Annotated in this window: 20 protein-coding genes; 10 read left to right on the forward strand and 10 right to left on the reverse strand. The window is 70.5% G+C overall.

Going from position 1 to position 24,407, the window contains the following annotated elements; all coding sequences use genetic code 11:
* Window positions 1–85 precede the first annotated feature (85 nt).
* Complete coding sequence (gene recQ, locus ACIBCK_RS26125) at window positions 86–2,080, forward strand: DNA helicase RecQ (RefSeq protein ID WP_399394082.1); 1,995 nt, start codon at window positions 86–88, stop codon at window positions 2,078–2,080.
* Window positions 2,081–2,327: 247 nt separating this feature from the next.
* Here recQ and fahA read toward each other — a convergent pair whose 3' ends face one another.
* Complete coding sequence (gene fahA, locus ACIBCK_RS26130) at window positions 2,328–3,623, reverse strand: fumarylacetoacetase (protein ID WP_399394084.1); 1,296 nt, start codon at window positions 3,621–3,623, stop codon at window positions 2,328–2,330.
* 188 nt (window positions 3,624–3,811) lie between these two features.
* Between fahA and ACIBCK_RS26135 the strand changes: the two genes are divergently transcribed.
* Both ACIBCK_RS26135 and ACIBCK_RS26140 read left to right on the forward strand, forming a co-directional pair.
* On the forward strand, window positions 3,812–5,074 hold the full coding sequence (locus ACIBCK_RS26135; RefSeq protein ID WP_399394086.1) for an ATP-grasp domain-containing protein: 1,263 nt from the start codon (window positions 3,812–3,814) through the stop codon (window positions 5,072–5,074).
* 62 nt (window positions 5,075–5,136) lie between these two features.
* Window positions 5,137–6,339, forward strand: coding sequence for an NAD(P)-binding domain-containing protein (locus tag ACIBCK_RS26140; RefSeq protein ID WP_399394087.1), 1,203 nt, complete (start codon window positions 5,137–5,139; stop codon window positions 6,337–6,339).
* Window positions 6,340–6,343: 4 nt separating this feature from the next.
* On the opposite strand, the gene ACIBCK_RS26145 is transcribed toward ACIBCK_RS26140, so the two are convergent.
* A complete protein-coding gene (locus ACIBCK_RS26145; RefSeq protein ID WP_399394088.1) occupies window positions 6,344–6,706 on the reverse strand; it encodes a hypothetical protein in 363 nt (120 codons plus the stop codon).
* A gap of 166 nt (window positions 6,707–6,872) precedes the next feature.
* On the opposite strand from ACIBCK_RS26145, the gene ACIBCK_RS26150 reads away from it, so the two are divergent.
* Complete coding sequence (locus ACIBCK_RS26150) at window positions 6,873–7,688, forward strand: HAD family hydrolase (protein WP_399394089.1); 816 nt, start codon at window positions 6,873–6,875, stop codon at window positions 7,686–7,688.
* A 4-nt stretch (window positions 7,689–7,692) separates the two neighbouring features.
* Here ACIBCK_RS26150 and ACIBCK_RS26155 read toward each other — a convergent pair whose 3' ends face one another.
* Together ACIBCK_RS26155 and ACIBCK_RS26160 are read right to left on the reverse strand one after the other, a co-directional pair.
* Window positions 7,693–9,681, reverse strand: a complete 1,989-nt coding sequence (locus tag ACIBCK_RS26155) for a CocE/NonD family hydrolase (RefSeq protein WP_399394091.1) — start codon at window positions 9,679–9,681, stop codon at window positions 7,693–7,695.
* 46 nt (window positions 9,682–9,727) lie between these two features.
* On the reverse strand, window positions 9,728–11,233 hold the full coding sequence (locus tag ACIBCK_RS26160; RefSeq protein WP_399394608.1) for a peptide MFS transporter: 1,506 nt from the start codon (window positions 11,231–11,233) through the stop codon (window positions 9,728–9,730).
* A gap of 262 nt (window positions 11,234–11,495) precedes the next feature.
* Between ACIBCK_RS26160 and ACIBCK_RS26165 the strand changes: the two genes are divergently transcribed.
* The 4 genes from ACIBCK_RS26165 (at window position 11,496) to ACIBCK_RS26180 (ending at window position 16,078) form a co-directional block, all read left to right on the forward strand.
* Window positions 11,496–12,506: a polyprenyl synthetase family protein gene (locus ACIBCK_RS26165; protein ID WP_399394092.1), complete on the forward strand. Its 1,011-nt coding sequence runs from the start codon at window positions 11,496–11,498 to the stop codon at window positions 12,504–12,506.
* Between the two features lie 339 nt (window positions 12,507–12,845).
* Complete coding sequence (locus ACIBCK_RS26170) at window positions 12,846–14,093, forward strand: outer membrane lipoprotein carrier protein LolA (RefSeq protein ID WP_399394094.1); 1,248 nt, start codon at window positions 12,846–12,848, stop codon at window positions 14,091–14,093.
* Window positions 14,094–14,178: 85 nt separating this feature from the next.
* The gene (locus ACIBCK_RS26175; RefSeq protein ID WP_399394096.1) at window positions 14,179–15,144 is read left to right on the forward strand and encodes an ABC transporter ATP-binding protein; all 966 of its coding nucleotides are present in this window, start codon (window positions 14,179–14,181) and stop codon (window positions 15,142–15,144) included.
* Window positions 15,131–16,078, forward strand: a complete 948-nt coding sequence (locus ACIBCK_RS26180; RefSeq protein WP_399394098.1) for an ABC transporter permease — start codon at window positions 15,131–15,133, stop codon at window positions 16,076–16,078. Before ACIBCK_RS26175 ends, ACIBCK_RS26180 begins: the two co-directional genes overlap by 14 nt.
* A 6-nt stretch (window positions 16,079–16,084) precedes the next feature.
* On the opposite strand, the gene ACIBCK_RS26185 is transcribed toward ACIBCK_RS26180, so the two are convergent.
* The 4 genes from ACIBCK_RS26185 to ACIBCK_RS26200 all read right to left on the reverse strand — a co-directional run bounded on the left by ACIBCK_RS26185 (window position 16,085) and on the right by ACIBCK_RS26200 (window position 20,420).
* On the reverse strand, window positions 16,085–16,666 hold the full coding sequence (locus ACIBCK_RS26185) for a flavodoxin family protein (protein WP_399394100.1): 582 nt from the start codon (window positions 16,664–16,666) through the stop codon (window positions 16,085–16,087).
* Between the two features lie 134 nt (window positions 16,667–16,800).
* A complete protein-coding gene (locus ACIBCK_RS26190) occupies window positions 16,801–17,742 on the reverse strand; it encodes a M28 family metallopeptidase (RefSeq protein WP_399394102.1) in 942 nt (313 codons plus the stop codon).
* A 118-nt stretch (window positions 17,743–17,860) separates the two neighbouring features.
* On the reverse strand, window positions 17,861–19,393 hold the full coding sequence (locus tag ACIBCK_RS26195) for a hypothetical protein (RefSeq protein WP_399394103.1): 1,533 nt from the start codon (window positions 19,391–19,393) through the stop codon (window positions 17,861–17,863).
* Between the two features lie 160 nt (window positions 19,394–19,553).
* Window positions 19,554–20,420: an AraC family transcriptional regulator gene (locus ACIBCK_RS26200; protein WP_399394105.1), complete on the reverse strand. Its 867-nt coding sequence runs from the start codon at window positions 20,418–20,420 to the stop codon at window positions 19,554–19,556.
* 100 nt (window positions 20,421–20,520) lie between these two features.
* On the opposite strand from ACIBCK_RS26200, the gene ACIBCK_RS26205 reads away from it, so the two are divergent.
* Window positions 20,521–21,399 (forward strand): NAD(P)H-binding protein, encoded by an 879-nt coding sequence (locus ACIBCK_RS26205; RefSeq protein WP_399394107.1) that lies wholly within the window; start codon window positions 20,521–20,523, stop codon window positions 21,397–21,399.
* 438 nt (window positions 21,400–21,837) lie between these two features.
* Here the strand turns inward: ACIBCK_RS26205 and rarD are convergent, their stop codons facing one another.
* Together rarD and ACIBCK_RS26215 are read right to left on the reverse strand one after the other, a co-directional pair.
* The gene (gene rarD, locus ACIBCK_RS26210) at window positions 21,838–22,878 is read right to left on the reverse strand and encodes an EamA family transporter RarD (protein WP_399394109.1); all 1,041 of its coding nucleotides are present in this window, start codon (window positions 22,876–22,878) and stop codon (window positions 21,838–21,840) included.
* Window positions 22,879–23,018: 140 nt separating this feature from the next.
* The gene (locus ACIBCK_RS26215; RefSeq protein WP_399394111.1) at window positions 23,019–23,879 is read right to left on the reverse strand and encodes an NAD(P)H-binding protein; all 861 of its coding nucleotides are present in this window, start codon (window positions 23,877–23,879) and stop codon (window positions 23,019–23,021) included.
* A 110-nt stretch (window positions 23,880–23,989) separates the two neighbouring features.
* Between ACIBCK_RS26215 and ACIBCK_RS26220 the strand changes: the two genes are divergently transcribed.
* A complete protein-coding gene (locus ACIBCK_RS26220) occupies window positions 23,990–24,361 on the forward strand; it encodes a winged helix-turn-helix transcriptional regulator (protein ID WP_399394113.1) in 372 nt (123 codons plus the stop codon).
* Window positions 24,362–24,407 lie beyond the last annotated feature (46 nt).

Below are 24,407 nucleotides of genomic sequence, written 5' to 3' on the forward strand. Positions count from 1 at the left end.
CTGAGGTGTCGGTGCGGAGCCCTATCGTGGAGTCTGTGGTCGAAGCGCGACGCACGGGGGCAGGGCGATGGATGGGATCGATGGCATGAGCGAGGTGACCGTACCGAGCGCGGTGGCGGAGGGCGGCGTGGTGGCGGACAGCGGCGCCGTGGCGGAGAGTGACGCGCTGCGGACTCTGCACCGCGTCTTCGGGTATGACGCGTTCCGCGGCGAGCAGGAAGCGATCATCGAGCACGTGGTCGCGGGCGGGGACTCCGTCGTGCTGATGCCCACCGGCGGCGGCAAGTCGCTCTGCTATCAGATCCCGGCCCTGGTGCGCCCCGGCACCGGCGTCGTGATCTCCCCGCTCATCGCGCTCATGCAGGACCAGGTGGACGCGCTGCGGGCACTCGGCGTGCGGGCCGGGTTCATCAACTCCACGCAGGACTTCGACGAGCGGCGTGTGATGGAGGCCGAGTTCCTGGCGGGGGAGCTCGATGTGCTGTATCTGGCGCCGGAGCGGCTGCGCCTGGAGGGGACGCTCGATCTGCTCTCCCGCGCCAAGATCTCCGTCTTCGCGATCGACGAGGCGCACTGTGTGGCGCAGTGGGGCCACGACTTCCGCCCCGACTATCTGGCGCTCTCCCTGCTCGGCCAGCGCTGGCCGGACGTGCCGCGGATCGCCCTGACGGCGACGGCCACCCATGCCACGCACCGGGAGATCACCGAGCGGCTCGGCATGCCGGACGCCAAGCACTTCGTGGCGAGCTTCGACCGGCCCAACATCCAGTACCGCATCGTGCCGAAGGCCGAGCCGAAGAAGCAGCTCCTGTCCTTCCTCAAGGAGGAGCACGAGGGCGACGCGGGAATCGTCTACTGCCTCTCGCGCAATTCCGTCGAGAAGACCGCCGAGTTCCTGTGCAAGAACGGCATCAAGGCCGTGCCGTACCACGCGGGTCTGGACGGCGGGACGCGCGCGAGGCACCAGTCCCGCTTCCTCCGGGAGGAGGGCCTGGTCGTCTGCGCGACGATCGCCTTCGGCATGGGCATCGACAAGCCGGACGTCCGTTTCGTCGCCCACCTCGACCTGCCGAAGTCGGTCGAGGGGTACTACCAGGAAACGGGCCGTGCGGGACGTGACGGCCTGCCCTCCACGGCCTGGATGGCGTACGGCCTCCAGGACGTCGTCCAGCAGCGGAAGATGATCCAGGGCAGCGAGGGGGACGAGGCGTTCCGCCGCCGGGCCGCCTCGCACCTGGACTCGATGCTGGCGCTGTGCGAGACGGCCCAGTGCCGCAGGGCCCAGCTCCTGACGTACTTCGGCCAGGACGCCGCGGTGGAGTCCTGCGGGAACTGCGACACGTGCCTCGCACCCCCGGAGACCTGGGACGGGACGGTGCCGGCCCAGAAGGTCCTCTCCACGATCGTGCGGCTCCAGCGCGAGCGCGGACAGAAGTTCGGCGCGGGGCAGATCATCGACATCCTGCTCGGCAAGAAGACCGCGAAGGTCATCCAGTTCGACCACGACCAGCTCTCGGTCTTCGGCATCGGCGAGGAGATCGCGGAGGCCGAATGGCGGGGTGTGGTGCGGCAGTTGCTCGCGCAGGGGCTGCTCGCCGTCGAGGGGGAGTACGGCACGTTGGTCCTGACCGAGGAGAGCGGTTCCGTCCTCGGCCGGGAGCGGGAGGTGCGGTTGCGCAAGGAGCCGAAGCGGCCCGCTGCCGCGAAGGCCCCGAAGGGGGAGCGGAAGGCGAAGGCCGCGGCGGCCGTCGCCGAGCTGCCCCAGGAAGCGGTGCCGGTGTTCGAGGCTTTGCGGGCGTGGCGCGGCGCGCAGGCCAAGGAGCTGGGCCTCCCGGCGTACGTGATCTTCCACGACGCCACACTGCGAGAGATCGCCACCCTGCGCCCCACATCCCTGGCAGAGCTGGGCGGCATCAGCGGCCTGGGCGAGAAGAAGCTGGCGACGTACGGGGAGGGAGTACTGGGGGTCTTGGCGGAACTGGACGGCGCGGCGGCTCCGGCGCCGACCGCGCCTCCAGTGCCCTCGCAGGCCTCGGAGTCCCCGGAGGAGGAGTGGCCGGAGCCCCCGGAGGATTTCTGAGCAGCCGAGCCGGAGCGCCCCGTTAGGGGCGCGGGGCTGTGACATGTGCGGCTCCGCCGCGTGGGCGCGACCAGCCGAGGCGACGCCGCAGACGAGTGGCGAGTGGGCCTGTCTCCGGCCAGAGACAGAGCAGATCGGCACGGCAGGCGCCCTTAGGGGCGCGGGGAACTGCGCGACCAGCCACGACGGCGCAGCAGTCGTACACGGCGCCGGGGGCCGGGGGTGGCTACACCCCCGGCCAGCAACCTCAGCGGCTGGAGGCGACCCTGCCAGAGACCTCGCCGAGGCCCACCCGCGTCCCATCCGGGCCGGGTGCCCACGCCGTCAGCGTGACCTCGTCACCGTCCTCGAGGAACGTCCGCTTCCCGTCCGGGAGGACAAGAGGGTCGCGGCCGTTCCAGGTGATCTCGATCAGGGAGCCGTACTGCCCCTCGGACGGCCCGCTGACCGTGCCCGAGCCGTACAGGTCGCCCGTGCGCAGGGACGCGCCGTTCGCCGTCATGTGGGCCAGCTGCTGGGCGGCCGTCCAGTAGACGGTGGAGAAGGGCGGCTCGGAGATGACGTGGCCGTTCAGGGTCACGGTGATGCGAAGGTCGTAGCCGCCGGGCTCGTCGGCGACGGACTCCGCCGAGTCGTCCAGGTAGGGGAGGAGTTCGTGCGTGCGCTCCGGAGGGGCGACCCGCGCCGCGTCCAGGGCCTCCAGCGGCGTGATCCACGCCGAGACCGAGGTGCAGAAGGACTTGCCGAGGAACGGCCCGAGCGGCACGTACTCCCAGGCCTGGATGTCGCGCGCCGACCAGTCGTTGAGGAGGGTCAGCCCGAAGACGTGCTCCCGGAAGTCCGCGAGCGGCACCGGGGTGCCGAGTTCCGACGGCGTACCCACGACGAAGCCGACCTCGGCCTCGATGTCGAGGCGGACGGAGGGCCCGAAGACCGGGGCCGTCTCCGTAGGTGCCTTGCGCTGCCCGCAGGGGCGTACCACCTCGGTCCCGGAGACCACAACGGTGCCTGACCGGCCGTGGTAACCAATGGGGAGGTGCTTCCAGTTGGGGGTCAGCGGGGACGGCGCGTCCGGGCGGAAGATCTGGCCCAGGTGGGTCGCGTGATGCTCGGAGGCGTAGAAGTCCACGTAGTCCGCGACCTCGAAGGGGAGGTGCAGCGTGACCTCGGACAGCGGGTACAGCAGGGGGCGCACGACCTCGCGGTGCGCCGGGATCGTGACCCACGCGGTGAGCGCGCGCCGCACGTCGGACCACGCCGTGCGACCCGCGGCGAGCAAGGGGTTGAGCGTGGGCCTGGCGAGCAGCGAGACATAGGGCGAGCCGAGCGCCGCGGCGGCTGCGCCCGCGTCGAGGACGTGATCGCCGAGCCGTACGCCGACCCGGCGTTCCGCGGCGGCGGCCGAGCCGCCGACCAGGGCGAACACGCCGTACGGGAGATTGTGCGGCCCGAAGGGATCGCCCTCCGCGAGAGCGAAGGGGTCGCCTACGGAGTGGGCGGAAGGGTCGCTCCCGGCCGGGTCGAGCGGGGTGTGCTCGGACATGCGTACCTGCCTCGCTTTCCATATGGGTGTGCCACACGTTACGTGGGAACCTCCGGTTGGGGCAGTGTCTAAAGAGTTCGCAATGTCCGGATAAGCCTTGCTGGAGCGGTCAGTTCCGGCTTAGCGTCCTTTGGGGGGACGCGGACGGGGTGGGTCCGGGTCATACGGAGGGACACGTGGGGGGACCCGTGGCCAAGAGGAACGACGACGTGCCCTTCGCGATCGACCGTGAGGTGCCCGGCCTGATCGTGAAGTTCGGGAACTATCCGCTGCACCACGGCGGTGTGGGCGCGATCCGCAGCCTTGGGCGGCTCGGCGTGCCCATGTACGCGATCACCGAGGACCGTTACACACCTGCTGCCGCCTCCCGGCATCTCACCGGCGCCTTTCCCTGGCCGACGACCGGGACCGAGCAGCCGGAACGGCTCGTGGAAGGGATGCTGCGCCTCGCGCGCCGCATCGGCAGGCCCACGGTCCTGATCCCGACCGACGAGGAAGCGGCCGTCCTCATCGCCGAGCACCAGGAGCCGCTGAGCGCTGCGGGGTTCCTCTTCCCGCGCGTGGAGCCGGAGTTGCCCCGCCGCCTCGCCAGCAAGCAGGGCCTGCACGAGCTGTGCGTGGAGCACGGCATCGTCTCGCCCGCCGCGTCGTTCCCCGAGAGCTACGGGGACATCGCGGACTTCGCCGCGACCGCGGTTTTCCCAGTGGTCGCCAAGAACCGCGAGGCGTTCACGCGCCGCTCCCGGCCCGCGGTGAACGGGACGACGCGCATAGAGACCCGGGAGGGCCTGCTCGGCCTCGCCCGTGACTGGGGCGAGCGGCCCGGGGTGATTCTCCAGGAGTATCTGCCGCGGGAGCAGGCCGAGGACTGGATCGTGCACGCGTACTTCGACGCGAACTCCGCGCCGTGCGCGCTGTTCACGGGCGTCAAGGTGCGCTCCTGGCCGCCGCACGCGGGGATGACGGCGAACGCGTACGTCGTCGACAACCCGGAACTCGCGGACCTCGCCGCGCGTTTCATCAAACAGATCGGCTTCACCGGCGTCATCGACCTCGACCTGCGCTTCGACCGGCGCGACGGTCAGTACAAACTGCTCGACTTCAACCCTCGCGTGGGCGCGCAGTTCCGGCTCTTCGAGAGCGAGTCCGGGATCGACGTCGTCCGCGCGATGCACCTGCACCTGACAGGGCGCCCGGTTCCGGAGGGGGAGCAGCGCGCCGGACATCGCTACGTCGTCGAGAACATCGACCTGCCCGCCCTCCTCGCCTACCGCCGCAGCGGTTATACGACACCGCACGCGCCCCCACACGCGAGCGGTACGGAACTGGCGTGGCTCGCGGCGGACGACATGAAGCCGTTCTTCACGATGCTCGCGCGGTTCGTGCGGCCCGGGGCGAAGCATCTCTATCAACTGTGGCGGACCAACCGCCGCGGCAGCACCACCAGTTAGTACCGCTCCACCACGAAGTAGGAACACGCGGCAAGTGACGTGACGTCCTGGGGAGGGACTTCGTGATCCATCCAGTAGCAGTGATCGGGGCGGGGCCGTTCGGCCTGTCCACCGCGGCTCATCTGCGGGCCAGAGGCATTCCGGTGCGGGTCTTCGGCGACCCGATGGTGAGCTGGCGCGCGAACATGCCCGCGGGCATGCTCCTGAAGTCGACCCCCGTGGCCTCGAACATCGACGCGCCGCAGCGCGGCCACACCCTCGTCGACTACTGCGACGCGGCGGGCATTCCGCGTCTGGTGACCGACGAGGACATCATCCCGATCGAGACCTTCGTGTCGTACGGCCGATGGTTCCAGGAGAAGCTCGTGCCCGACCTGGAGCAGGTGCGGGTGGTGTCGGTGGACCGCAAGGGCACGGCGGGCTTCGATCTGAAGCTGGACTCCGGCGAGCAGTTCACGGCCCGTTCCGTGGTGGTCGCCACCGGCCTCTCGGGCCTCGCGCAGCTGCCGCCCGCGCTCGCCGCGGCGGCACCCGACGGTCCTGCCCCCACCGGGCCCGTCTCGCACAGCTCGCAGCACAGCGACCTGTCGCGATTCGCGGGGCGCGAGCTGATCGTGGTCGGCGCAGGCCAGTCGGCCCTGGAGACGGCCGCGCTCGCCGCCGAAGCGGGCGCGACCGTGCGGGTGGTGGCGCGCGGCAAAGGGTCGGTGGCCTTCGGGGAGCCTCCGTGGAAGCAGCCGAAGCTGCGCCCCGAGTCGCCGTTCGGCCGCGCCTGGTCGCTCTACGCCATCAGCTACTACCCCCACCCCTACCGCTATCTGCCCCCGCAGGCCCGCCACTTCCTGGTCCGCCGCATCCTGGGCCCGCTGGGCGCGTGGTGGCTGCGTGAACGCTTCGAGGGCAAGGTCGAGAAGCGCGAGGTCCGCCGGATCGTATCGGCGGACATCAGAGACGGCAGCCCCGTCCTGCGCGTCGAAACCCTGGGCGGCCGCATCCGGGACCTTTCCGCCGACCACGTCATAGCGGCGACGGGATACCGAGTCGACATCGCCGCGATGGACTTCCTCGGCCCCGCCCTCCGCGCCCGCCTGGCAGCAAGCAGAGGCACACCGAAACTGGGCGCGGGCTACGTCTCATCGATCCCGGGCCTGTACTTCACGGGCCTCCCGGCGGCGGCGTCATACGGCCCGGTGATGCGCTTCGTGTGCGGCACGGAGTTCGCGTCGCCACGGCTGGCGGGGCATTTGGCGCGGGCGCACGGGTGAGGGCTCAGCTTTCGCTCGCCAGGGTCCACGCCGGTGAGTCCTCCGGAGGTGCCGGGAGGATCTCGTAGGCGGAGAGGTCGACGTCTTCGTCCTCGTCGCCGGAGGGGAGCGGCCGCCCGTCCCCGAGCGGCTCGAGGTACAGGCCGTAGGCCCAGTACTCCGGCAGTTCGTGGCACATGAGGTCCGGGTACGGGGAGATCTTCAGCCCCCCGTATCTCTCGTTGACGCGAGCCACAGCCTCCGCGCGGGAGATCCCGAAGCGGATCACCGCTTCGTCGACGATGTCCCTGAAGTAGTCGAGCATGCCGTCGTCCAGTCGCATCAGGAATGCTGATCTCTTCAGGGGCGCGACGGACTCGTGCGTCATGACCTCTCCGGGGCGGCTTCAAGGTCAAGTACTACCGTAAGAGCCGTTCGCGGCGACACGTCCAAGTGAATCCTTCGAGCGCCGGTAGTGCGACCAGCGCACTTCGCTCGTCACAGCTCTTGTCACGTTGCTATCGGCAGCGCCCGGGATCCGTATTCTCTGGATCATGGCTGCACCCCTCGCATATTCACTCATCGCCACTGACCTGGACGGAACGCTGCTGCGCGGCGACGACACCGTCTCCGACCGGTCGTTGGCCGTGCTGGCGGCGGCGGCCGCGGCGGGGGCGCGCCATCTGGTGGTGACGGGGCGGCCCGCGCCGCGCGTGAAGCCGCTCCTGGACGATCTGGGGAGCGGCGGACTCGCCGTCTGCGGGCAGGGGGCGCAGTTGTACGACTCCGGGGCCGACCGCATGGTCTGGTCCGTGACCCTCGACCGCGAGCTCGCCGAAGCCGCGCTCGGGAAGATCGAGGCGGAGGTCGGGCAGGTCTACGCCGCCGTCGACCAGGACGGCGTGGACGGGCTCACCCTCATCGAGCCCGGGTATCTGATGCCGCATCCCACCCTGCCCGCCGTCCGCGTGCGCAGGCGTGACGACCTGTGGGCCGAGCCCATCAGCAAGGTGCTCCTGCGCCATCCCGAGCTGAATGACGACGAGTTGGCCGCCGTCGCACGCGATGCCGTCGGGCCCCTCGCCACCGTCACCATGTCCGGCCCCGGCACCGTCGAGCTCCAGCCGCGCGGGGTGACCAAGGCGACCGGCCTCGCCCTCGCCGCCGAGCGGCTCGGGATGACGGCGGAGGACACCCTTGCCTTCGGCGACATGCCCAATGACGTGCCGATGTTCGTGTGGGCGGCCCGGGGCGTCGCCATGGCCAACGCCCACCCCGACCTCAAGTCCGCCGCCGACGAGGTGACTTCGTCGAACGAGGATGACGGGGTGGCCGTGGTGCTCGAACGGCTGCTCGTAGCGGCGGAGTAGCCCCCTAGCCCGCCGTACGTGGAATGCGCTTCTCCCACGTCCTGTGGAACACCACCTCGTCGCCGTCCTTGCACACCACCTCGTTCGAGGTGATGAAGTCCGTCGCGTCGCACGTGATCTCGGAGCGGGAATTGATCGACACGTCCCACGCCATCTCCGGGCGGTGCAGGCGGATCGTCCAGTCGGAGCGGGTGCGGGCGCTGAGGGGGTCGCTCTCGTTGATCGTGTACGTCTCCACCGCGTCCTCGGTGAATTCGAGACCGTCCGGGTAGATTCGCGTGCCGCCGTAGCGCGGGTCCACCTCCATGCGCCATTCGCCCTTCGCCACGTCGCGTACGACCAGACGCTCGGGCCGCAGCTCGTCGAGCGTCGCCGGGTACACCACCCCGAGGGGCTCCGACTGCTCGGGCGGGGCGAACGTGATCGACGGGTCCAGATCGCCCTCCCGCACCGGGAGTTCGAGCGCGCTGCCCGCCGGATCCAGGACGAAGCCCGCCGAATCCGCCTGCGGCCAGATCCACGGCCAGTACGCGGACGACACCGCGAGCCTGATCTTGTGTCCGGGCGGGAACGTGTGGCCGATCGCGTTCAGTTCGAAGGTCACGTCCTCCGTCCCGCCCTCCGGCCACGGGTCCACCCTGTCCCGGCCGTTGCGCGAGGAGAGATTCAGGACGCCCCGCGTCACGAGCGTCGACGAACCGTCCGGGGCCACGTCACACACACGCGCGATCGCCTGGCCGGACGGGGTGTCCATGGTCAGGCGCAGCTTCACCTTGGGGCGGCCCAGGATGCGTACGGCCGAGGGGACCTCGAACTCGAAGCACGCCGACTTCGCGTCCTCGTCCCGCTGGTCCGGCGGCAGGTCCGCGTCGTTGCCGAACGGGAAGTAGCGGCCCGCGTCCAGGCCCGTGTGCTGCGGGGAGTTGACGATCAGCGGGGCGCCCTGGAGGGCGTACGCGGTCGGGGTGACGTTCGGCGAGGGCCAGGAGGGGTCGCCGACCCAGCCGCCCGGCAGCTCCGCGTACACCGTCGCCGGCGGGTGCGATTCGCTGATCCAGGAGCGCAGCTTCGGCTCGGACATCACGTCGTTGTCGATGCCCTTCAGATGGTGGTCCCACCACCTCAGCGTCTCCTGGAGGAAGCCGATCGCCGGGCCCGGCGGAAGGCCCCGGTCCGGGTACTGGTGCGACCACGGCCCGATCAACCCCCGTACGTCCCCCGGCAGATGCTCGACCAGGCGCAGGACCGTGTCCCGGTAGGGGTCGTGGAAGCCGCCCACCGCGAGCACCGCCGCGTTGATCGCCGAGTAGTCCTCGCTGACGCTGCCGTGCCGCCAGTAGTCGTCCCGCGTCTGGTGGTCGAGCCAGGTGTGGATGAAGGGATCGACGGCTTCGAGGCGGCTCTCCCACATCTCCCGCCAGCGGTCGCCGACGAAGAGCGGGTCCGGCGGGCGGGAGACGAAGGCCAGCATCGTGGCCGCCCACGCGTGCATGTCCACCGCGAGGACGGAACCACCCATGTAGTGCACGTCGTTGTCATAGCGGTCGTCCGCGGAGCAGACCGTGATGATCGCCTTGAGCGGCTCGGGAGCGAGGGCCGCGATCTGGAGGGAGTTGAAGCCGCCCCAGGAGATGCCGAACATGCCGACCTTGCCGGAACACCAGGGCTGCGCGGCGAGCCAGTTGACGACCTCCACCCCGTCGGCAAGCTCCACCGCGTCGTACTCGTCGCCCGGCATGCCCTCCGAGTTGCCGTGCCCCCGCACGTCCACGCGCACGGAGGCGTAGCCATGGCCCGCGTACCAGGGGTGGCGCTGGAAGTCGCGCGGCGCCGTCCAGTCGCTCAGGCGGTAGGGGAGGTACTCGAGGAGCGCGGGGACGGGTTCGTCCGTCACCGGGCGCCAGATGCGCGCGTACAGCTTGGTCCCGTCCGGGAGGGGTACCTGGACGTCCTCGCGGGTCGTCTCGTACGGGAAGGATGAGCGAATCTGCATGGGGGGAACCTCAGTGTCCTCTGTGGCCTATGTGTCCTATGTGTCCTCAGTGGACGGGGTGCATGGTGCGGCGCAGCCACGGGGCGAGCAGGATGACGGCGACACCGGCGGCCACCGCGATCGCGCCGTTCACGCCGAAGTACGCCGGGTTGGAGACCTCTCCGTACAACTTCACGACCTGCGCCTGGATGCCGTTGGCGAGGGCGAGCGAGAGGAACCAGAGGGCCATGGTCTGGCTGGCGAAGGCCTGGGGGGCGAGCTTCGTCGTGGCGGACATGCCGGAGGTCTCCACGAGGATGTCGCCGAGACCGAGCAGCAGGTACGAGCCGACGATCCACCAGACCGCCATCTTGTAGGTGTCGTCGCCGTGGCCGGAGGTCGGAAGGACCATCAGGAGGAACGAGAGGCCGCCCAGGATCACGCCGAACGCGATCTTGTTGGAGGCGTGCGGCTGGCTGTGGCCCATCCGGGCCCAGACCGTGGCGACGACGGGGGCGAGCGCGACCTCGAAGGCGCCGAGCGCGGAGGCGTACCAGCTCGCGGGGAAGGTGAAGCCGAAGATCGCGGTCTCGGCGTTCGTCGACGCGAGCAGGATCATCGTCGAGTACGCCTGGAAGAGGATGAAGTTGAAGACGACCGAGGCCAGGAAGAGCACCACGTACGGCTTGAGGCGGCCGCGCTCCTCGGACGTCACCCGTGGGCTGCGGAACATGACCACGAAGTAGACGATGGGCGCGATCACCGAGATGACGGTGAGCAGGTCGACGAAGCGGTCCATCGTCAGCCAGCCGACGGCGGCGAGCACACCCGCGAGGGCGGCGAACACGAGGATGCCCACGACGATCAGGACGACCGCGCGGCGCATGGCGTCCTTGGGCAGCGCGAACTCGGCCGATGCCTTGCGTCCGGCGAGGTGACGACGGCCGAGGACGTACTGGATCAGGCCGAAGGTCATGCCGATCGCCGCCGCGGAGAAGCCCCAGTGCCAGCCCTTGTGGTCGCCGAGCCAGCCGGTGATCAGCGGTCCCGCGAAGGCGCCGATGTTGATGCCCATGTAGTACAGGGCGAAGCCCGCGTCGCGGCGGTCGTCGTCGGTGCGGTAGAGCTTGCCGACCATCGAGGCGACGTTCGGCTTGAGCAGGCCGGTGCCCGCGCTGATCAGGCCGAGCCCGACCCAGGTCATCGTCGCCGTCGGCACGGCCATCGAGTAGTGGCCGCACGCGATGAGGATGCCGCCCCACAGCACCGCGCGGTACGAGCCGAGGATGCGGTCGGCGAGCCAGCCGCCGGCCACCGAGACGAGATAGACGAGCGTTCCGTACGCCGCCGACACCGAGGCGGCGGTTCCGGAACTCATGCCCATTCCGTCGTTCGCGACGGAGTCCGCGAAGTACAGGACGAGGATGGCCTGCATGCCGAGGAACGAGAAACGCTCCCAGACCTCGAGGCCCGACAGGGTGAGCAGCCCGCGCGGCTGCCCGAAGAAGGCGTGGTCGTCCCCGGGCGGCGGCTCCGTCGGCGGCTCCGCGGGCGGTTCGGTGTCGGGCTCGATGCGGGACAAAGGTTCTGCTCCCGGTGGTTCTGGGGCGTATCAGCTGATCAAGAACATACCGGTGGTCACCGCGTGCCGCCTGGGCGGCATTGCACAGGCGGGTGCCCACTGTGATCGAAAGGCGACCGGATACGCTGACTTGAGTGATGGCAGCGACACATCGACAAACCGTGTCATCGAAGCGATCATCACGCAAAGACCGACCGAGTGATGATCGACCGAGTGACCGACTTGTGATCGTCAGCAGACAGGAGAACCCCTCGTGACCGTCGTCGGGCCCTTCGGCCTCAGCGTGCGGGACCAGGCTCTCGAAGCCGATGTCCAGGCCGGATTGGCGGCCGTCGAGGAAGGTCTGCTCGACGCCACCAAAAGCGGGGTCCCCTTCATCACGGAGGCCGCGCAGCATCTGGTGCGCGCGGGCGGCAAGCGGTTCAGGCCGCTCCTCGTGATGCTCGCCTCGCAGTTCGGCGATCCGTACGCGCCGGGGGTCGTGCCCTCCGCCGTCGTCGTCGAGCTCACGCACCTCGCGACGCTCTACCACGACGACGTCATGGACGAGGCGGACGTGCGCCGCGGGGTCGAGAGCGCCAACCAGCGCTGGGGCAACTCCGTCGCCGTGCTCACGGGTGACTTCCTCTTCGCCCGCGCCTCGTACATCCTGGCGGACCTCGGCCCGGACGCCGTTCGCATCCAGGCGGAGGCGTTCGAACGCCTGGTCACCGGCCAGATCCTGGAGACGGCGGGGCCGAGCGAGGGCCGCGACCCGGTCGACCACTACCTCGACGTGCTGGGCGGCAAGACCGGCTCGCTCGTCGCCGTGGCGTGTCGTTTCGGCGCCATGATGTCGGGCGCCGACGAGACCGTCGTGGACGTCCTGACCCAGTACGGCGAGCGGCTCGGTGTCGCCTTCCAGCTCGCCGACGACGTACTGGACATCGCATCCGACTCGCACGAGTCCGGCAAGACGCCCGGCACCGACCTGCGCGAGGGCATTCCCACGCTTCCGGTCCTGCGCCTGCGTGAGCGGGTGGAGAAGCTCGGGCTCCCCGAGGACATCGCCCTGTGCGAGCTCCTGGACTCGGACCTGACGGACGACGCCCGGCACGCGGAGGCGCTGGCGCGGCTGCGGGTCCACCCGGCCCTGGAGCAGGCGCGCAAGGACACCGTGCGGTATGCGGAGGAGGCGCGGGACACCCTCGCGCCGCTGCGGGACTGCGACGCGAAGGCGGCGCTGGTCGAGCTCTGCGATCTTGTGGTGCACCGGGCCGGCTGAGGCCCGAGCGCAGAATGTGACCGAGGTCACACCCGCTGTCGCGAGCGTGCCGTGGAAGACGGACTACGTGTGGCGCTGTGCCCTGAGTTGGGCCATGACTGCCTGGGCGGTGCTTCCCCTACTGGTTGGGGGAGGTACCGCCCCTTGTGTCATCCCTCAGCAGTACGTGGAGTTGCTCCCGGGGTCTGACGCTTCTGGCTGGCCGATTTGGTCGTATGGACAACAACAAGGTCCGGCAAGAACAACCACTCCTGACCTATTCGGGTGAGAATGGCGGCGCGGAGTGGACGCACGCACGTACTGGGAAGGCCGCCGCCGACCACGGAGGTAGGGCACACAATGGCACCGTACGAACCGGAGCAGAACACCAGCGAGACCGGAGAGCTGCGCGTGGGCCGCCGCAAGGCGGCGCGTTACGTGGTTCCCGTCGCGGTGGCGGGGGTGGCGGCGGCGACCATCGGGCTCGTCCCGGCGCTCGCCACGTCGGGCGACCCCAAGCTGCCCGATGTCACCGCGCAGGAACTCATCGAGAAGATCGCCGCGTCGGACACGGAGCAGCTCTCCGGCACCGTGAAGATCAGCACCGACCTCGGCCTCCCGTCCTTCGGCGGGGACATGGCCGGCGGCCTCGCGCAGGGCGGCGGCTCGGGCGGCGATGACGGCGGCGACGAAGGCTCGGCCGCGGACCCGCAGGCCAAGCTGATGGAACTGGCCACCGGCACGCACACGCTGCGCGTCGCCGCCGACGGCCCCGACAAGCAGAAGCTGTCCGTCCTGGACGACGCGGCCGAGTACAGCCTGATCCACAACGGCGACGACGTGTGGGCCTACGACAGCAAGTCGAACGAGGTCCACCACTCCAAGTCGGCGGGCAAGGCCGGGGATTCCGGCAAGAAGGACGCCCCCGAGAACCTCCCCGAGGACGTCCCGTCCACTCCCAAGGAACTGGCCGACGAAGCGCTGAAGGCAGTCGACGACACGACGTCGGTGAAGGTGGACGGCACCGCGCAGGTCGCCGGCCGCGATGCCTACCGCCTGGTCATCAAGCCCAAGCAGTCCGGCTCGACGGTCGGCCAGATCACGGTCGCCGTGGACGCCAAGACCGGTACGCCGCTGAAGTTCACGCTCAGCCCGTCGGGCGGCGGCAGCGCGGTCGTCGACGCGGGCTTCACCAAGGTCGACTTCGCGAAGCCCGAGGCGTCGACCTTCGACTTCACGCCGCCGAAGGGCGCGAAGGTCACGGAAGGCGACGACGCCAAGGAGTTCAAGGGAGAGGCGTCCAAGGGCAAGGAGTTCAAGGGCGGCGAGGACCTGAACGGCCTGAACGTCATCGGCAAGGGCTGGAACTCCATCGCCGAGCTGGAACTGCCGGGCGGCCAGGGCATCCCGACGGGCGGCTCCGGCGACGTCCCGCCGGACGCGCAGCAGCTCCTCGACTCGCTCGGCGACAAGGTGTCGGGCGACTTCGGCTCGGGCACGGTCTTCAAGACGCGCCTGATCAACGCCCTCATCACCGAGGACGGCAAGGTCTACGCGGGCGCGGTCACCAAGGACGCCCTCGTGAAGGCGGCGAACGCGGCGAGCTAGAGCGCAAGCACTCGCAGAGGCCCAACAGGCGGCGGGTTCAGGGGGGAACCACCCTGAGCCCGCCGCAACGGTGAGGGAGGACAAGGTGCCGCCCAGCAACGGCAGCCCGCCGCACAGCGTGATCGAGACGGACGCCCTCACCAAGCGCTACGGCAAGCAACTGGCCGTGGACAAGCTGAGTCTCACCGTCCCCCAGGGCAGCGTCTTCGGGTTCCTCGGACCGAACGGCTCCGGCAAGACGACCACCATCCGCATGCTCATGGGCCTGATCGAGCCGACTTCCGGCCAGGCACGGGTCCTGGGCCGCCCCATGCCGCGCGACACGCGAGCGGTGCTCCCGCACGTCGGCGCGCTCATCGAGGGCCCCGCCCTCTACGGCTTCCTCTCCGGCCGCGACAACCTCCTGCGGTACGACGCCGCCGACCCGACCGCCGATCCGCGCACCCGCCGCGCCCGCGCCGGAGCGGCCCTGGACCGGGTGGGGCTGAGCGCCGCCGCAGGCAAGAAGGCGAAGGCGTACTCACTCGGCATGAAGCAGCGCCTCGGCCTCGCGGCGGCGTTGCTCCAGCCGCGCAGACTCCTCGTGCTCGACGAGCCGACCAACGGCCTCGACCCACAGGGCATGCGCGAAATCCGTTCGCTCGTGCGGGAGTTGGCGTCGGACGGTACGACTGTTTTCCTCTCCTCGCACCTCCTGGACGAGATCGAGCAGGTCTGTACGCATGCCGCGGTGATGGCCCAGGGCCGACTGATCACCCAGGGCCCTGTCGCCGAACTCGCCGCCGGCGCGCGGGGGCGGCTCGTCGTGACGACGCCGGACACGGGGGAGGCGGTCCGTGTCCTGAAGGAATTCGGCGTGACGGACCTCGTCGTGACGGAGGACCGCGTGACGGGCGAACCACCGGGCGCGGAGACCGGCACCGACCTCGCGGAGCTGAACGCCGCGCTGGTCGGCGCGGGCGTACGGGTACGGGGCTTCGGCGTCGAACGGGCCTCGCTGGAGGACGCCTTCGTGGCGCTGACGGGGGAGGGCTTCGATGTCGCGGGCTGAGGCCGACGGCGTACGAACAGATGCCGACGGCGTCCGAGCGGATGACGTACGAGCCGATGCGGTACGAGAGGTGAGCGGCCCCCGCGAAGTGCGGTGGATCTGGACCTTCGGCCTCTTCCGCAGCGAGCTGGGTATCACCTTCCGCCGCTGGCGCACCCTCGCCCTGCTCGGCGTGCTCGCCGCCGTGCCGATCCTCGTGGGCGTCGCCGTCAAGATCGAGACCAGTGACGGCTCGTCGATGGGTGGGGGAGGCGAGGGCGGGGGGCCGGCGTTCATCGCGCAGGTCACCAACAACGGCCTGTTCCTGGTCTTCACCGCGCTTGCCGCGACCCTCCCCTTCTTCCTGCCCATGGCGGTCGGTGTCGTCGCGGGCGACTCCATCGCGGGCGAGTCCAGCGCGGGGACGCTGCGCTACCTCCTGGTCGCCCCCGCGGGACGGACGCGCCTGCTGCTCGCCAAGTACGCGACGGCGATGACGTTCTGCCTGGTCGCGACGCTCGTCGTCGCCGTGTCCGCGCTCGCCGTCGGGGCGTTGCTGTTCCCGCTCGGCGAGGTCACCACGATCTCCGGCACCCGGATCGGCTTCGGCGAAGGGCTGCTGCGGGCCCTGCTCATCGCCCTCGTGGTCGCCGCGTCACTGATCGGTGTGGCGGCGCTCGGTCTGTTCGTGTCGACGCTGACGAGCAGCGGCATCGCGGCGATGGCGACGACCGTCGGACTGCTCATCACCATCCAGATCCTCGACCAGATCCCCCAACTGCACGCCATCCAGCCGTACTTCTTCTCGCACTACTGGCTGTCCTTCGCGGACCTGATGCGTGAGCCCGTCTACTGGGACGAGCTGGTCAAGAACCTCGGCCTCCAGGGCCTGTACGCGGCCCTGTTCGGTACGGCGGCGTGGGCGAGGTTCGGGGCGAAGGACATCACGGCGTAGCGGGCGTCAGCTCTCGTACGGGAAGCGCGCGAGCTCAGGCTCCTGCGCGAAGAACGTCTTGGCCTCGGTCAGAGCCCGCTCGTCCGCCAGTACGTCACCGGGCTTGCTGCCGTTGCCGAGCAGTACGCCGCCGAAGCGCATCCCGAGATACGCGGCGGAGTTGCGCAGGGTGCCGACCAGCGGATCGGCGACGACCGGCTGGTCGTCGGCGAGCGCCGTCACGCCCCACAGGGTGCGCCCGGCCATCGTGGCCTTGAAGTCGACGCCGGGGGTGCGCAGCCAGCCCGACCAATAGTCGAGGTAGCGCTTGGTGTTGGCGGAGACGGAGTACCAGTACAGGGGCGACGCGATGACGATGTCGGTCGCCTCGACGGTCGCGTCGAGCAGTGTCGCGACGTTGTTGCCGGACGGTCGGACGTGGTCGCTGTCGTGGCGGAGGTCCTCGAAGTCCGGTACGGGGTGGTCGGCGAGGTTCAGCCAGCGCTGCTCGACGTCCGACGGGAGCTGCTCGGCGGCCTTGCGGGCCAGTGTCTCCGTGTTGCCGTCGGGGCGCGAGCTGCCGAGCACGAACAGGAACGTGCGGGTCATGGTGGTCCCCCTGGTCTGAGGCGTGGTGGCGCACGGCCGTGCAGGTACAGGGCCGTGCAATTACCTGCGCATGCACTATATGCATGCGCAGGTAATTGCGTCCAGGGGTTACCTGAGCCGGGAGTGCGGCGCGCTCAGGCGGAGAGCCCCCACACCGCGTACGCCACGGCGTCGCTGTTGCGGTCGAGCGCGGTGCCGTCGATGTTCGACTCCGTGTCGCACGCGGAGTGGTAGCACTTGTCGAACGGCTCACCGGTCGTGCCGCCCCAGTTCCGGGCCTGCTCGGCGGTCTTCTTGTAGTCGGCGCCGCTGAACAGTCCGCCGACCGGGACGCCCGCGTCCTTGAACGGCGCGTGGTCCGAGCGGCCGTCGCCCTCCTCGTCGGGCTCCGTGGTGATGTCCAGGCCGCCGTAGAAGTCCTTGAAGGTCTTCTCGATGGCCGGGTCGTCGTCGTAGACGAAGTAGCCCGGGTTCGGGGAGCCGATCATGTCGAAGTTCAGATAGCCCTTGATCTTCGAGCGCTCGGCCGCGGGCAGCTCGTCGACGTAGTGCGAGGAGCCGACGAGGCCCAGTTCCTCCGCTCCCCACCAGGCGAACCGCAGGTGCTTGGCCGGCTTGTACTGCTCGCGCGCCACGGTGAGCGCGGTCTCCAGGATGGCGGCGGAGCCGGAGCCGTTGTCGTTGATGCCGGGTCCCGAGCCGACGCTGTCCAGGTGCGAGCCCGCCATGACGACCTGGTCGGCGGAGCCGCCGGGCCAGTCCGCGATCAGGTTGTAGCCGGTCTTGCCGTTGGAGGTGAACTCCTGGAGTGACGTGGTGAATCCGGCCGCGTCCAGCTTGCCCTTCAGGTAGTCGACGGAGGCCTTGTAGCCCGCGCTGCCGTGGGCACGGTTGCCGCCGTTGGACGAGGCGATGGACTGCAGCTGCGAGAGGTGGCCCTGGACGTTGGCCACGGAGATGTCGGGCGCGGCGGCTGTGGGGGCCGGGGCCGCGGAGGACAGGGCGCTGGTCGTGAAGAGTCCGGTGACGGCTATGACGGCGGCCGCCGTGGCGCGTCCGGGAACGGAGAGCTTCATGTGGGGGGCTCCGTGTTCTGTTGGATCGTTCGTTGCGTGGGGGGTTCGCGGTACGCCGATTCCGCGAACGTCGAACGGAATTGGCGTGCCTGATGGTGGGGGTGAGCTTGACCGTGCGTCAAGAGCGCATATCGGGCGGGGTGTTCCGCAAGGCGGTCACCGGCGGCACGAACACGGCCCAGCCGGGGGCATAGGTGTCCGGAACGGGGTGGCGCCGCCAGTCACGGGCCCAGCGCGGAGGCTTCTTCCCGCGCAGGACCAGAGCGGCGGGCTGCCGCCGGTCACCGTGGCGGACCGCCGAGCATCCGGAGACGTACGCGATGGGGATCACCGAAGTGTTGCCTTTCAGGAGGCAGGGGGCGCGGACCCCGTGCTCGTACAGGACGTCGGTGATGCGGTCCCAGTCGCCGCGGGCGCCGACCTGGATACGGGCGTTGCCGAAGGCGAGCGGGAGTTGGACCGCGAGGTGGGCGACGAGGAGGCCGACGACGCCGACGGCGATGGTGCGCCTCGCGCGACCGGCGGGGCGCCTCGCCCGGTCGACGAGGGCAAGGAGGCCCAAGGCGGCGGGAACCGCGAGGAGGGCGTGGGTGGGCAGGAGGAAGCGGGGAGCCCCGTAGGGGACGAGGAAGAAGTAGGGCAGGGCGGCGGCCACGGCGGCGACCACGGCCAGCCAGAGGTCGCGACGGGCTGCCCCGAGGATGGGGCCCGCGGCCATGGCGTCGACCGTCCTCCCCGCGGCCCACAGCCCGGCGGCCACGAGAAGGGGCAGCAGGATCCACCACTCCGCGGCCACGATTCTGAGCTGGTCGGCGGCGCATGGCCGGCACAGCAAAGGGCCGTCCAGGGCGGTGAATTGAGCCTCGATGGCGGCCAGGGGGCGCAGGCCGCCCTGCACGTCGCTCGCGGCGGTGAGCCGTGCGCGGACACCGCCGAAGCGGACGTACGCCTCGATGGCCCACGGCAGCAGACCGGCCAGGAGGCCGCCCATCACGGCGAGCAGGCGCCCCCGTGACCGCCAGGCGGGCACCAGCAGGGCCGCGGCGAGCAGCGGGACGGCTACGGCGGCGCCGTCGTTGGGGCGCATCAGGGCGGCGACGGCGAGCCCCGCCGCGATCCCCGCGAGGGCGAGGCGTCCGGGGCGGGCCCCGAGGAAGAGCCCGACCGCCGCCGTGACGCCCATGGCGGTGTAGTGGTTCGGCATCGCGGCGTTCGCGTAGAACAGCGCGAACCAGAGGCTGCCGTAGAGACCGGCGGCCACGCCGACGGCGACGGGGCGGTGCGCGACGACACGCAGCCAGGGGCGGAAGCCCAGGTAGAGGGCGGCGGACGAGAGCAGCGTCAGCCACACCCTGAGCAGGACGGTCGAGTCGCTCCAGGTCGCCACGGGGGAGATGAGGAGCGGCACGCCTCGGGTGCGGGGAGCGCTGAACGGGGTGGCGGGCGCGTACGGCGGGAAGCGGCTCGCGTAGACGATCTCGTCCCAGCCGAGGGACAGGGTGAGGGGGACGAGGGCCAGGGAGAGGACGGCGAAGGCGAGGCAGACGGCCAGGAGGGGGAAGTCGTCGCGGGCGGAGAGCCGGCTGCCGACGAGGCGGTGGTGGGGGGATCGGCTCGGGAGGCGGCCGGTTGAGGGCGTCGTCTCGGGCACGAGGGCTCGACCTCCCGCCAAGCTCGGTCAGATCATGTCGCTTTCGATCACTTCTGTTCCCTTATGGGTGAAGGTAGCGACGATGACGCCCGAATCGCAGGAGGTGGGGCCGACGTGTTTCACGCGCGGACCCGGCACGGCGCCTCCCGCCGCGAGCCGCTCACCCCACGGCCCGCAGCGAGCCGGCCCCCGGCCGCCCGGCGGTCAGCGAGGCGCGGTAGCCGCTCGGTGTGGTGCCCCGGATCCGCTTGAAGGCGTCGCTGAAGCCGAACGCGTCGGCGTAACCGACCTGCCCGGCCACCGACGCCACCGTCACGCCCGGCTCGGCGAGCAGCTCGGCGGCGAGCGTCATCCGCCACTCCGTGAGGTACGCCATCGGGGGCTTGCCGACCAGCTCGGCGAAGTTACGGGCGAAGGCCGCGCGTGACACCCGCGCGCGCGTGGCGAGCGACGCCACCGTCCAGGGCCGCGCCGGCTCGTCGTGCATGGCGTGCAGGGCGGGGCCCACCACCTCGTCGCCGAGCGCGCGGTACCAGGAGGGCGGGCAGGAGTCCGGCAGGTCGAACCAGTCGCGCAGGGTGCAGGCCAGCATCCAGTCGAGCATCCGGTCCATCACGTACTGGCGCCCCGGCCGGTCGGCGGCCACCTCCGCGGCGATCAGCTCCAGGATGGGCAGGCAGTCGTCGCCGGACGGCACCACGAGGAGCGGTGGCAGCATGCTGATCAGGCGGCGCCCCACCGCTCCGTCCAGCTGATACGCCCCGGTGATGAGCTCGCTCTCGCTGCCGTCCCGCGTGGACGCCAAGGTGAAGGGCGCCGTGGTGCAGACCACGGCGGCGCCGCCCTCCCGCAGGGTCCGCGGCTCTCCCGACGCGGCGGTGACCCGAGCCGTGCCGTGCACCATCGCGATCAGCGTCAGGGCAGCGCCCTCGGTGTGGCCGGTCTCCCAAGGCCCGGTCAGCACGGCGCGGTTGAACAGCGCGCCGTCCGCACGCACCCCTCGCAGCAGATCCCCCAGAGCGTCCATGCCCCCACCGTAGACGGCGCCGCGGGCTCGTGGACGTACTCCCATGCGGGCGAGACGAGCACCCATGTGCCCAGCGCCGCCGGGGCAGTTGGCTGTACCCATGACCGACAACGCGAAGAACACCCAGGCTGCCGACCCCGCGATCCGCCAAGCCTCCGACGCCCTCATCCTCGTCCTCGGCGCCACCGGCAAGACCGGCCGCCGGGTGGTGGCCCGGCTGCGGGACCAGGGCCACGCCGTACGCGCGGCGTCCCGCTCCGGCGAGAGCCGCTTCGACTGGTACGACCGCGCCAGCTGGGCCCCGGCCCTGGAAGGAGCGACCGCGCTCTACCTGGTCGGCCCGCCCGAGCCAGGCCCGATCGCCGACTTCGTCCACCAGGCGGCGGCAGCGGGCGTACGCCGCTTCGTGGTCCTCTCCGGGCGGGGCGTCGAGGTGTTCGGCGACTCCTTCGAGCCGTCGATGGCGGAGGCCGAGCGCGTGGTGCGCGAGGCGGGCGTGGACTGGACGGTGATCCGGCCCAACAACTTCTCGCAGAACTTCGACGAGGACATCTTCGCCGCGCCCCTGCGCGAGGGCCGTCTCGCGCTGCCGGTCGGCGACGTGCCCGAACCGTTCGTCGACGCGGAGGACATCGCGGATGTGGCCGCCGCGCTGCTCACCGAGGAGGGACACACGGGCCGGGTCTACGAACTCTCCGGCCCCCGAGCACTGACCTTCGCCGAAGCGGTCGCGGAGCTGGCGGACGCGTGGGGGCGGCCGATGCGCTTCGAGCACATCACGGCGGACGAGTACGTGACCGAGCTGACCGCAGCCAAGGTCCCCGCCGAACCGGCCCGAGCCCTCGCAAACGTCCTCACCTGGCTGACGGACGGCTACAACGCGACCCCGGTGAGCGGCGTACGAGACGTACTGGGCCGAGAACCACGCGACTTCACGGAGTACGCGAAAACGACCCCGGAGGGAACAGCCCGACGCTAACGCCCCAAGGGAGCGCGAGGAACGGCACGCCCAGCCACGATGGGCACAACTGACAAAAGATGCCGCCCAACACCAGCGCCCCAAAGGGGCGCGGGGAACGGCGCGCTCAACCACGATGGGCCGGCGGACAAAAATCACCGCCCGGCACTAGCGCCCCAAAGGGGCGCGAGGAACGGCGCGCCCAGCCACAACGAACCGACGGACAAGAATCACCGCCCAACACCAGCCCCCCATAGGGGCGCGGGGAACGGCGCGCTCAACCACAACGAGCCCGCGCCAAAAAGGCCCCGCAGCCAAGAACTCAAGGGGCGCGGGGAACTGCGCGACCGGCCACCACGGCCCCGGGCCACAGGAAGCCCCGGGCCACAGGAAGCCCCACGCCACAGGGAGCCGCAGGCCACAACGGCCCCGCGGGCAAGAGCGGACCGCAGCCCAGGATCAGACCGAGGTCTCCGACTCCCGCCCCACAGCGGGAGTCATCGGCTCGGTCTCCCGCCCCGCGGCAGGCGGCGCAACCGAAGCCACGGAACCCCGCCGAGCAGCAGCAAGCCGCCCCGCACTGAGCCGCGCGCCGCGCACCGCATCCCAGGTCAGCAACGTCAGCGCCAGCCACACAAGCCCGAACCCGGCCCACCGCTCGGGCGGCATCGCCTCGTGGAAGTACAGGATGCCGAGCAGGAACTGGAAGACGGGCGCGAGGTACTGCAACATCCCCAGCGTCGCGAGCGGCACCCGGATCGCCGCGGCGCCGAAGCAGACCAGGGGGATCGCGGTGACCACACCGGTCGCCGCGAGCAGCGCACCGTGCCCGAAGCCCTCCGCACCGAACGTGGCGTCACCCCGCACACTCAGCCACACCAGGAAGCCGACCGCGGGCAGGAACTGGACCGCGGTCTCGGCCGCGAGCGACTCCAGACCGCTGAGCCCGACCTTCTTCTTCACCAGGCCGTACGTGGCGAAGGAGAAGGCGAGGCAGAGCGAGATCCACGGCGGCTGCCCGTACCCGAAGGCGAGGACGAGGACCGCCGCGAGGCCGACGGCGACGGCCGTCCACTGCACGGGACGCAGCCGCTCGCCGAGGAGCAGGACGCCCATGGCGATGGTGACCAAGGGGTTGATGAAGTAGCCGAGGGAGGCCTCCACGACGTGGCCGGAGTTCACGGCCCAGATGTAGACGCCCCAGTTGATGGTGATGACCGCCGCGGCGATCGTCACGAGGCCCAGCTTGCGCGGTTGGCGGATCAGCTCGCCCGCCCAGGCCCAGCGCCGCACGACGAGGAGCGCGATGCCCACCACGACGAGCGACCAGGCCATGCGGTGCGCGAGGATCTCGCCCGCCCCGGACGGCTTGAGCAGGGGCCAGAAGAGGGGCACGAGGCCCCACATTCCATAGGCCGCGAAGCCGTTCAGGAGTCCGGTGCGCTGTTCGCCCCTCGACTTCTCAGCTGCGGCAGCGTCCACGGGCCCTCCTTGGTGCATGGCAGCCCCACGCTGCCCCCAAGAAGGTAGCGGGACAGGAGGCCCGGTGTCATGCCCGTCTCACGAAAACGGTCATGACCTCCGTCTCGCCGCCCCCGCCGCCCCCCGCCGCCCCCGACGCCCCGCCCCCCCATTTGCCCTCAGCCCTTGAGCGCCGCCGAGACCGCGTCCGCGACCGGCGTCGTCGGCCGCCCGATGAGCCGGGCCAGATCGCCGCTCGTGCCGGCGAGCAGGCCTCGCTCGATCGCCGAGTCCACGTCGACGAGGATCGCGGCGAGCTGCTCGGGCAGGCCCGCCCCGGTCAGGATCGCGAGGTTCTGCTCGGCGGGGACGTTCGCGTACGAGATGTCCTTGCCGCTCTGCCGGGCGATCTCGGCGGCGTACTCGGCCAGGCTCCACGCGACATCGCCACTCAGCTCGTACGCCTTGCCCTCGTGGCCCTCGCCCGTCAGTACGGCGACAGCGGCGGCCGCGTAGTCGGCGCGCGAGGCGGAGGCGACCCTGCCGTCGCCCGCGGAGGCCACGACGGCGCCGTGCTCCAGGACGGGGGCGAGGTTGGCCGTGTAGTTCTCGTGGTACCAGCCGTTGCGCAGGAACGTGTGCGGCAGCCCGGAGTCGAGGATGAGCCGCTCGGTCGCCTTGTGCTCGGCCGCGAGCTCGAAGTCGGCATCGGGTCCGCCGAGGACACCGGTGTACGCGAGGAGCGCGACGCCCGCCGCACGGGCCGCGTCGATCACCGCCGCGTGCTGCGGCACCCGCTGCCCGACCTCACTGCCGGAGATCAGCAGCACCCTGTCGCCCGCGGCGAAGACATCGGCGAGGGTCTCGGGGGCGCTGTAGTCCGCGATGCGCAGCTCGACACCGCGCGCGGCGAGATCGGCGGCCTTCTCCTTGTCGCGTACGACGGCGGCTATCTGCCCGGCGGGCACCTGCGCGCCGAGCAGCCCGTCGATGACGAGACGGCCGAGCTGTCCGGTGGCTCCGGTGACGACGATGCTCATGTCTGTTATCTCCCTCTGGTTCCCTCTGATGCCCTTTGGTGCGGTTCGACAGTGAGCCTACGTCGGGCGCTAACTAATGGAAAGTACCCACTTTGAAGTAAGGTACTGGCATGGCAGTAAGTAACTGGAATCTCGGGGACGAGGGCATGTGCCCGCAGCGCCTCGTCCTGGAACACGTCACGAGCCGCTGGGGCGTGCTCGTCCTGATCGCCCTTGACGAACGCTCGTACCGCTTCAGCGAGCTGCGCCGGGCCCTCGGCAGGGTCAGCGAGAAGATGCTGACGCAGACCCTCCAGACCCTGGAGCGCGACGGCCTGGTGCACCGCGACGCCAAGCCGGTCATCCCGCCCCGCGTCGACTACTCGCTCACCGACCTCGGACGCGAGGTCGGCACGCAGGTCCGGGCGCTCGCCGAGTGGACCGAGCGGCGCCTGGCGGACGTACAGGAAGCGCGGCTGGCGTACGACGAAGCCCGGTCCTGAGGGATCAGAACCGGGCCTAGGGGAGAACGAGTCGAGCTGGCGGGTC

Origin of the sequence: Streptomyces sp. NPDC051218 (genome assembly GCF_044455475.1) — a bacterium.
Classification (GTDB): Bacteria; Actinomycetota; Actinomycetes; order Streptomycetales; family Streptomycetaceae; genus Streptomyces.

Coding starts and splice junctions, on each gene's coding strand:
- recQ (WP_399394082.1), top strand. CDS start 86: ATGAGCGAGGTGACCGTACCGAGCGCGGTGGCGGAGGGCGGCGTGGTG.
- fahA (WP_399394084.1), bottom strand. CDS start 3,623: ATGTCCGAGCACACCCCGCTCGACCCGGCCGGGAGCGACCCTTCCGCC.
- ACIBCK_RS26145 (WP_399394088.1), bottom strand. CDS start 6,706: ATGACGCACGAGTCCGTCGCGCCCCTGAAGAGATCAGCATTCCTGATG.
- ACIBCK_RS26150 (WP_399394089.1), top strand. CDS start 6,873: ATGGCTGCACCCCTCGCATATTCACTCATCGCCACTGACCTGGACGGA.
- ACIBCK_RS26155 (WP_399394091.1), bottom strand. CDS start 9,681: ATGCAGATTCGCTCATCCTTCCCGTACGAGACGACCCGCGAGGACGTC.
- ACIBCK_RS26170 (WP_399394094.1), top strand. CDS start 12,846: ATGGCACCGTACGAACCGGAGCAGAACACCAGCGAGACCGGAGAGCTG.
- ACIBCK_RS26180 (WP_399394098.1), top strand. CDS start 15,131: ATGTCGCGGGCTGAGGCCGACGGCGTACGAACAGATGCCGACGGCGTC.
- ACIBCK_RS26185 (WP_399394100.1), bottom strand. CDS start 16,666: ATGACCCGCACGTTCCTGTTCGTGCTCGGCAGCTCGCGCCCCGACGGC.
- ACIBCK_RS26190 (WP_399394102.1), bottom strand. CDS start 17,742: ATGAAGCTCTCCGTTCCCGGACGCGCCACGGCGGCCGCCGTCATAGCC.
- ACIBCK_RS26200 (WP_399394105.1), bottom strand. CDS start 20,420: ATGGACGCTCTGGGGGATCTGCTGCGAGGGGTGCGTGCGGACGGCGCG.
- ACIBCK_RS26205 (WP_399394107.1), top strand. CDS start 20,521: ATGACCGACAACGCGAAGAACACCCAGGCTGCCGACCCCGCGATCCGC.
- rarD (WP_399394109.1), bottom strand. CDS start 22,878: ATGCACCAAGGAGGGCCCGTGGACGCTGCCGCAGCTGAGAAGTCGAGG.
- ACIBCK_RS26215 (WP_399394111.1), bottom strand. CDS start 23,879: ATGAGCATCGTCGTCACCGGAGCCACCGGACAGCTCGGCCGTCTCGTC.
- ACIBCK_RS26220 (WP_399394113.1), top strand. CDS start 23,990: ATGGCAGTAAGTAACTGGAATCTCGGGGACGAGGGCATGTGCCCGCAG.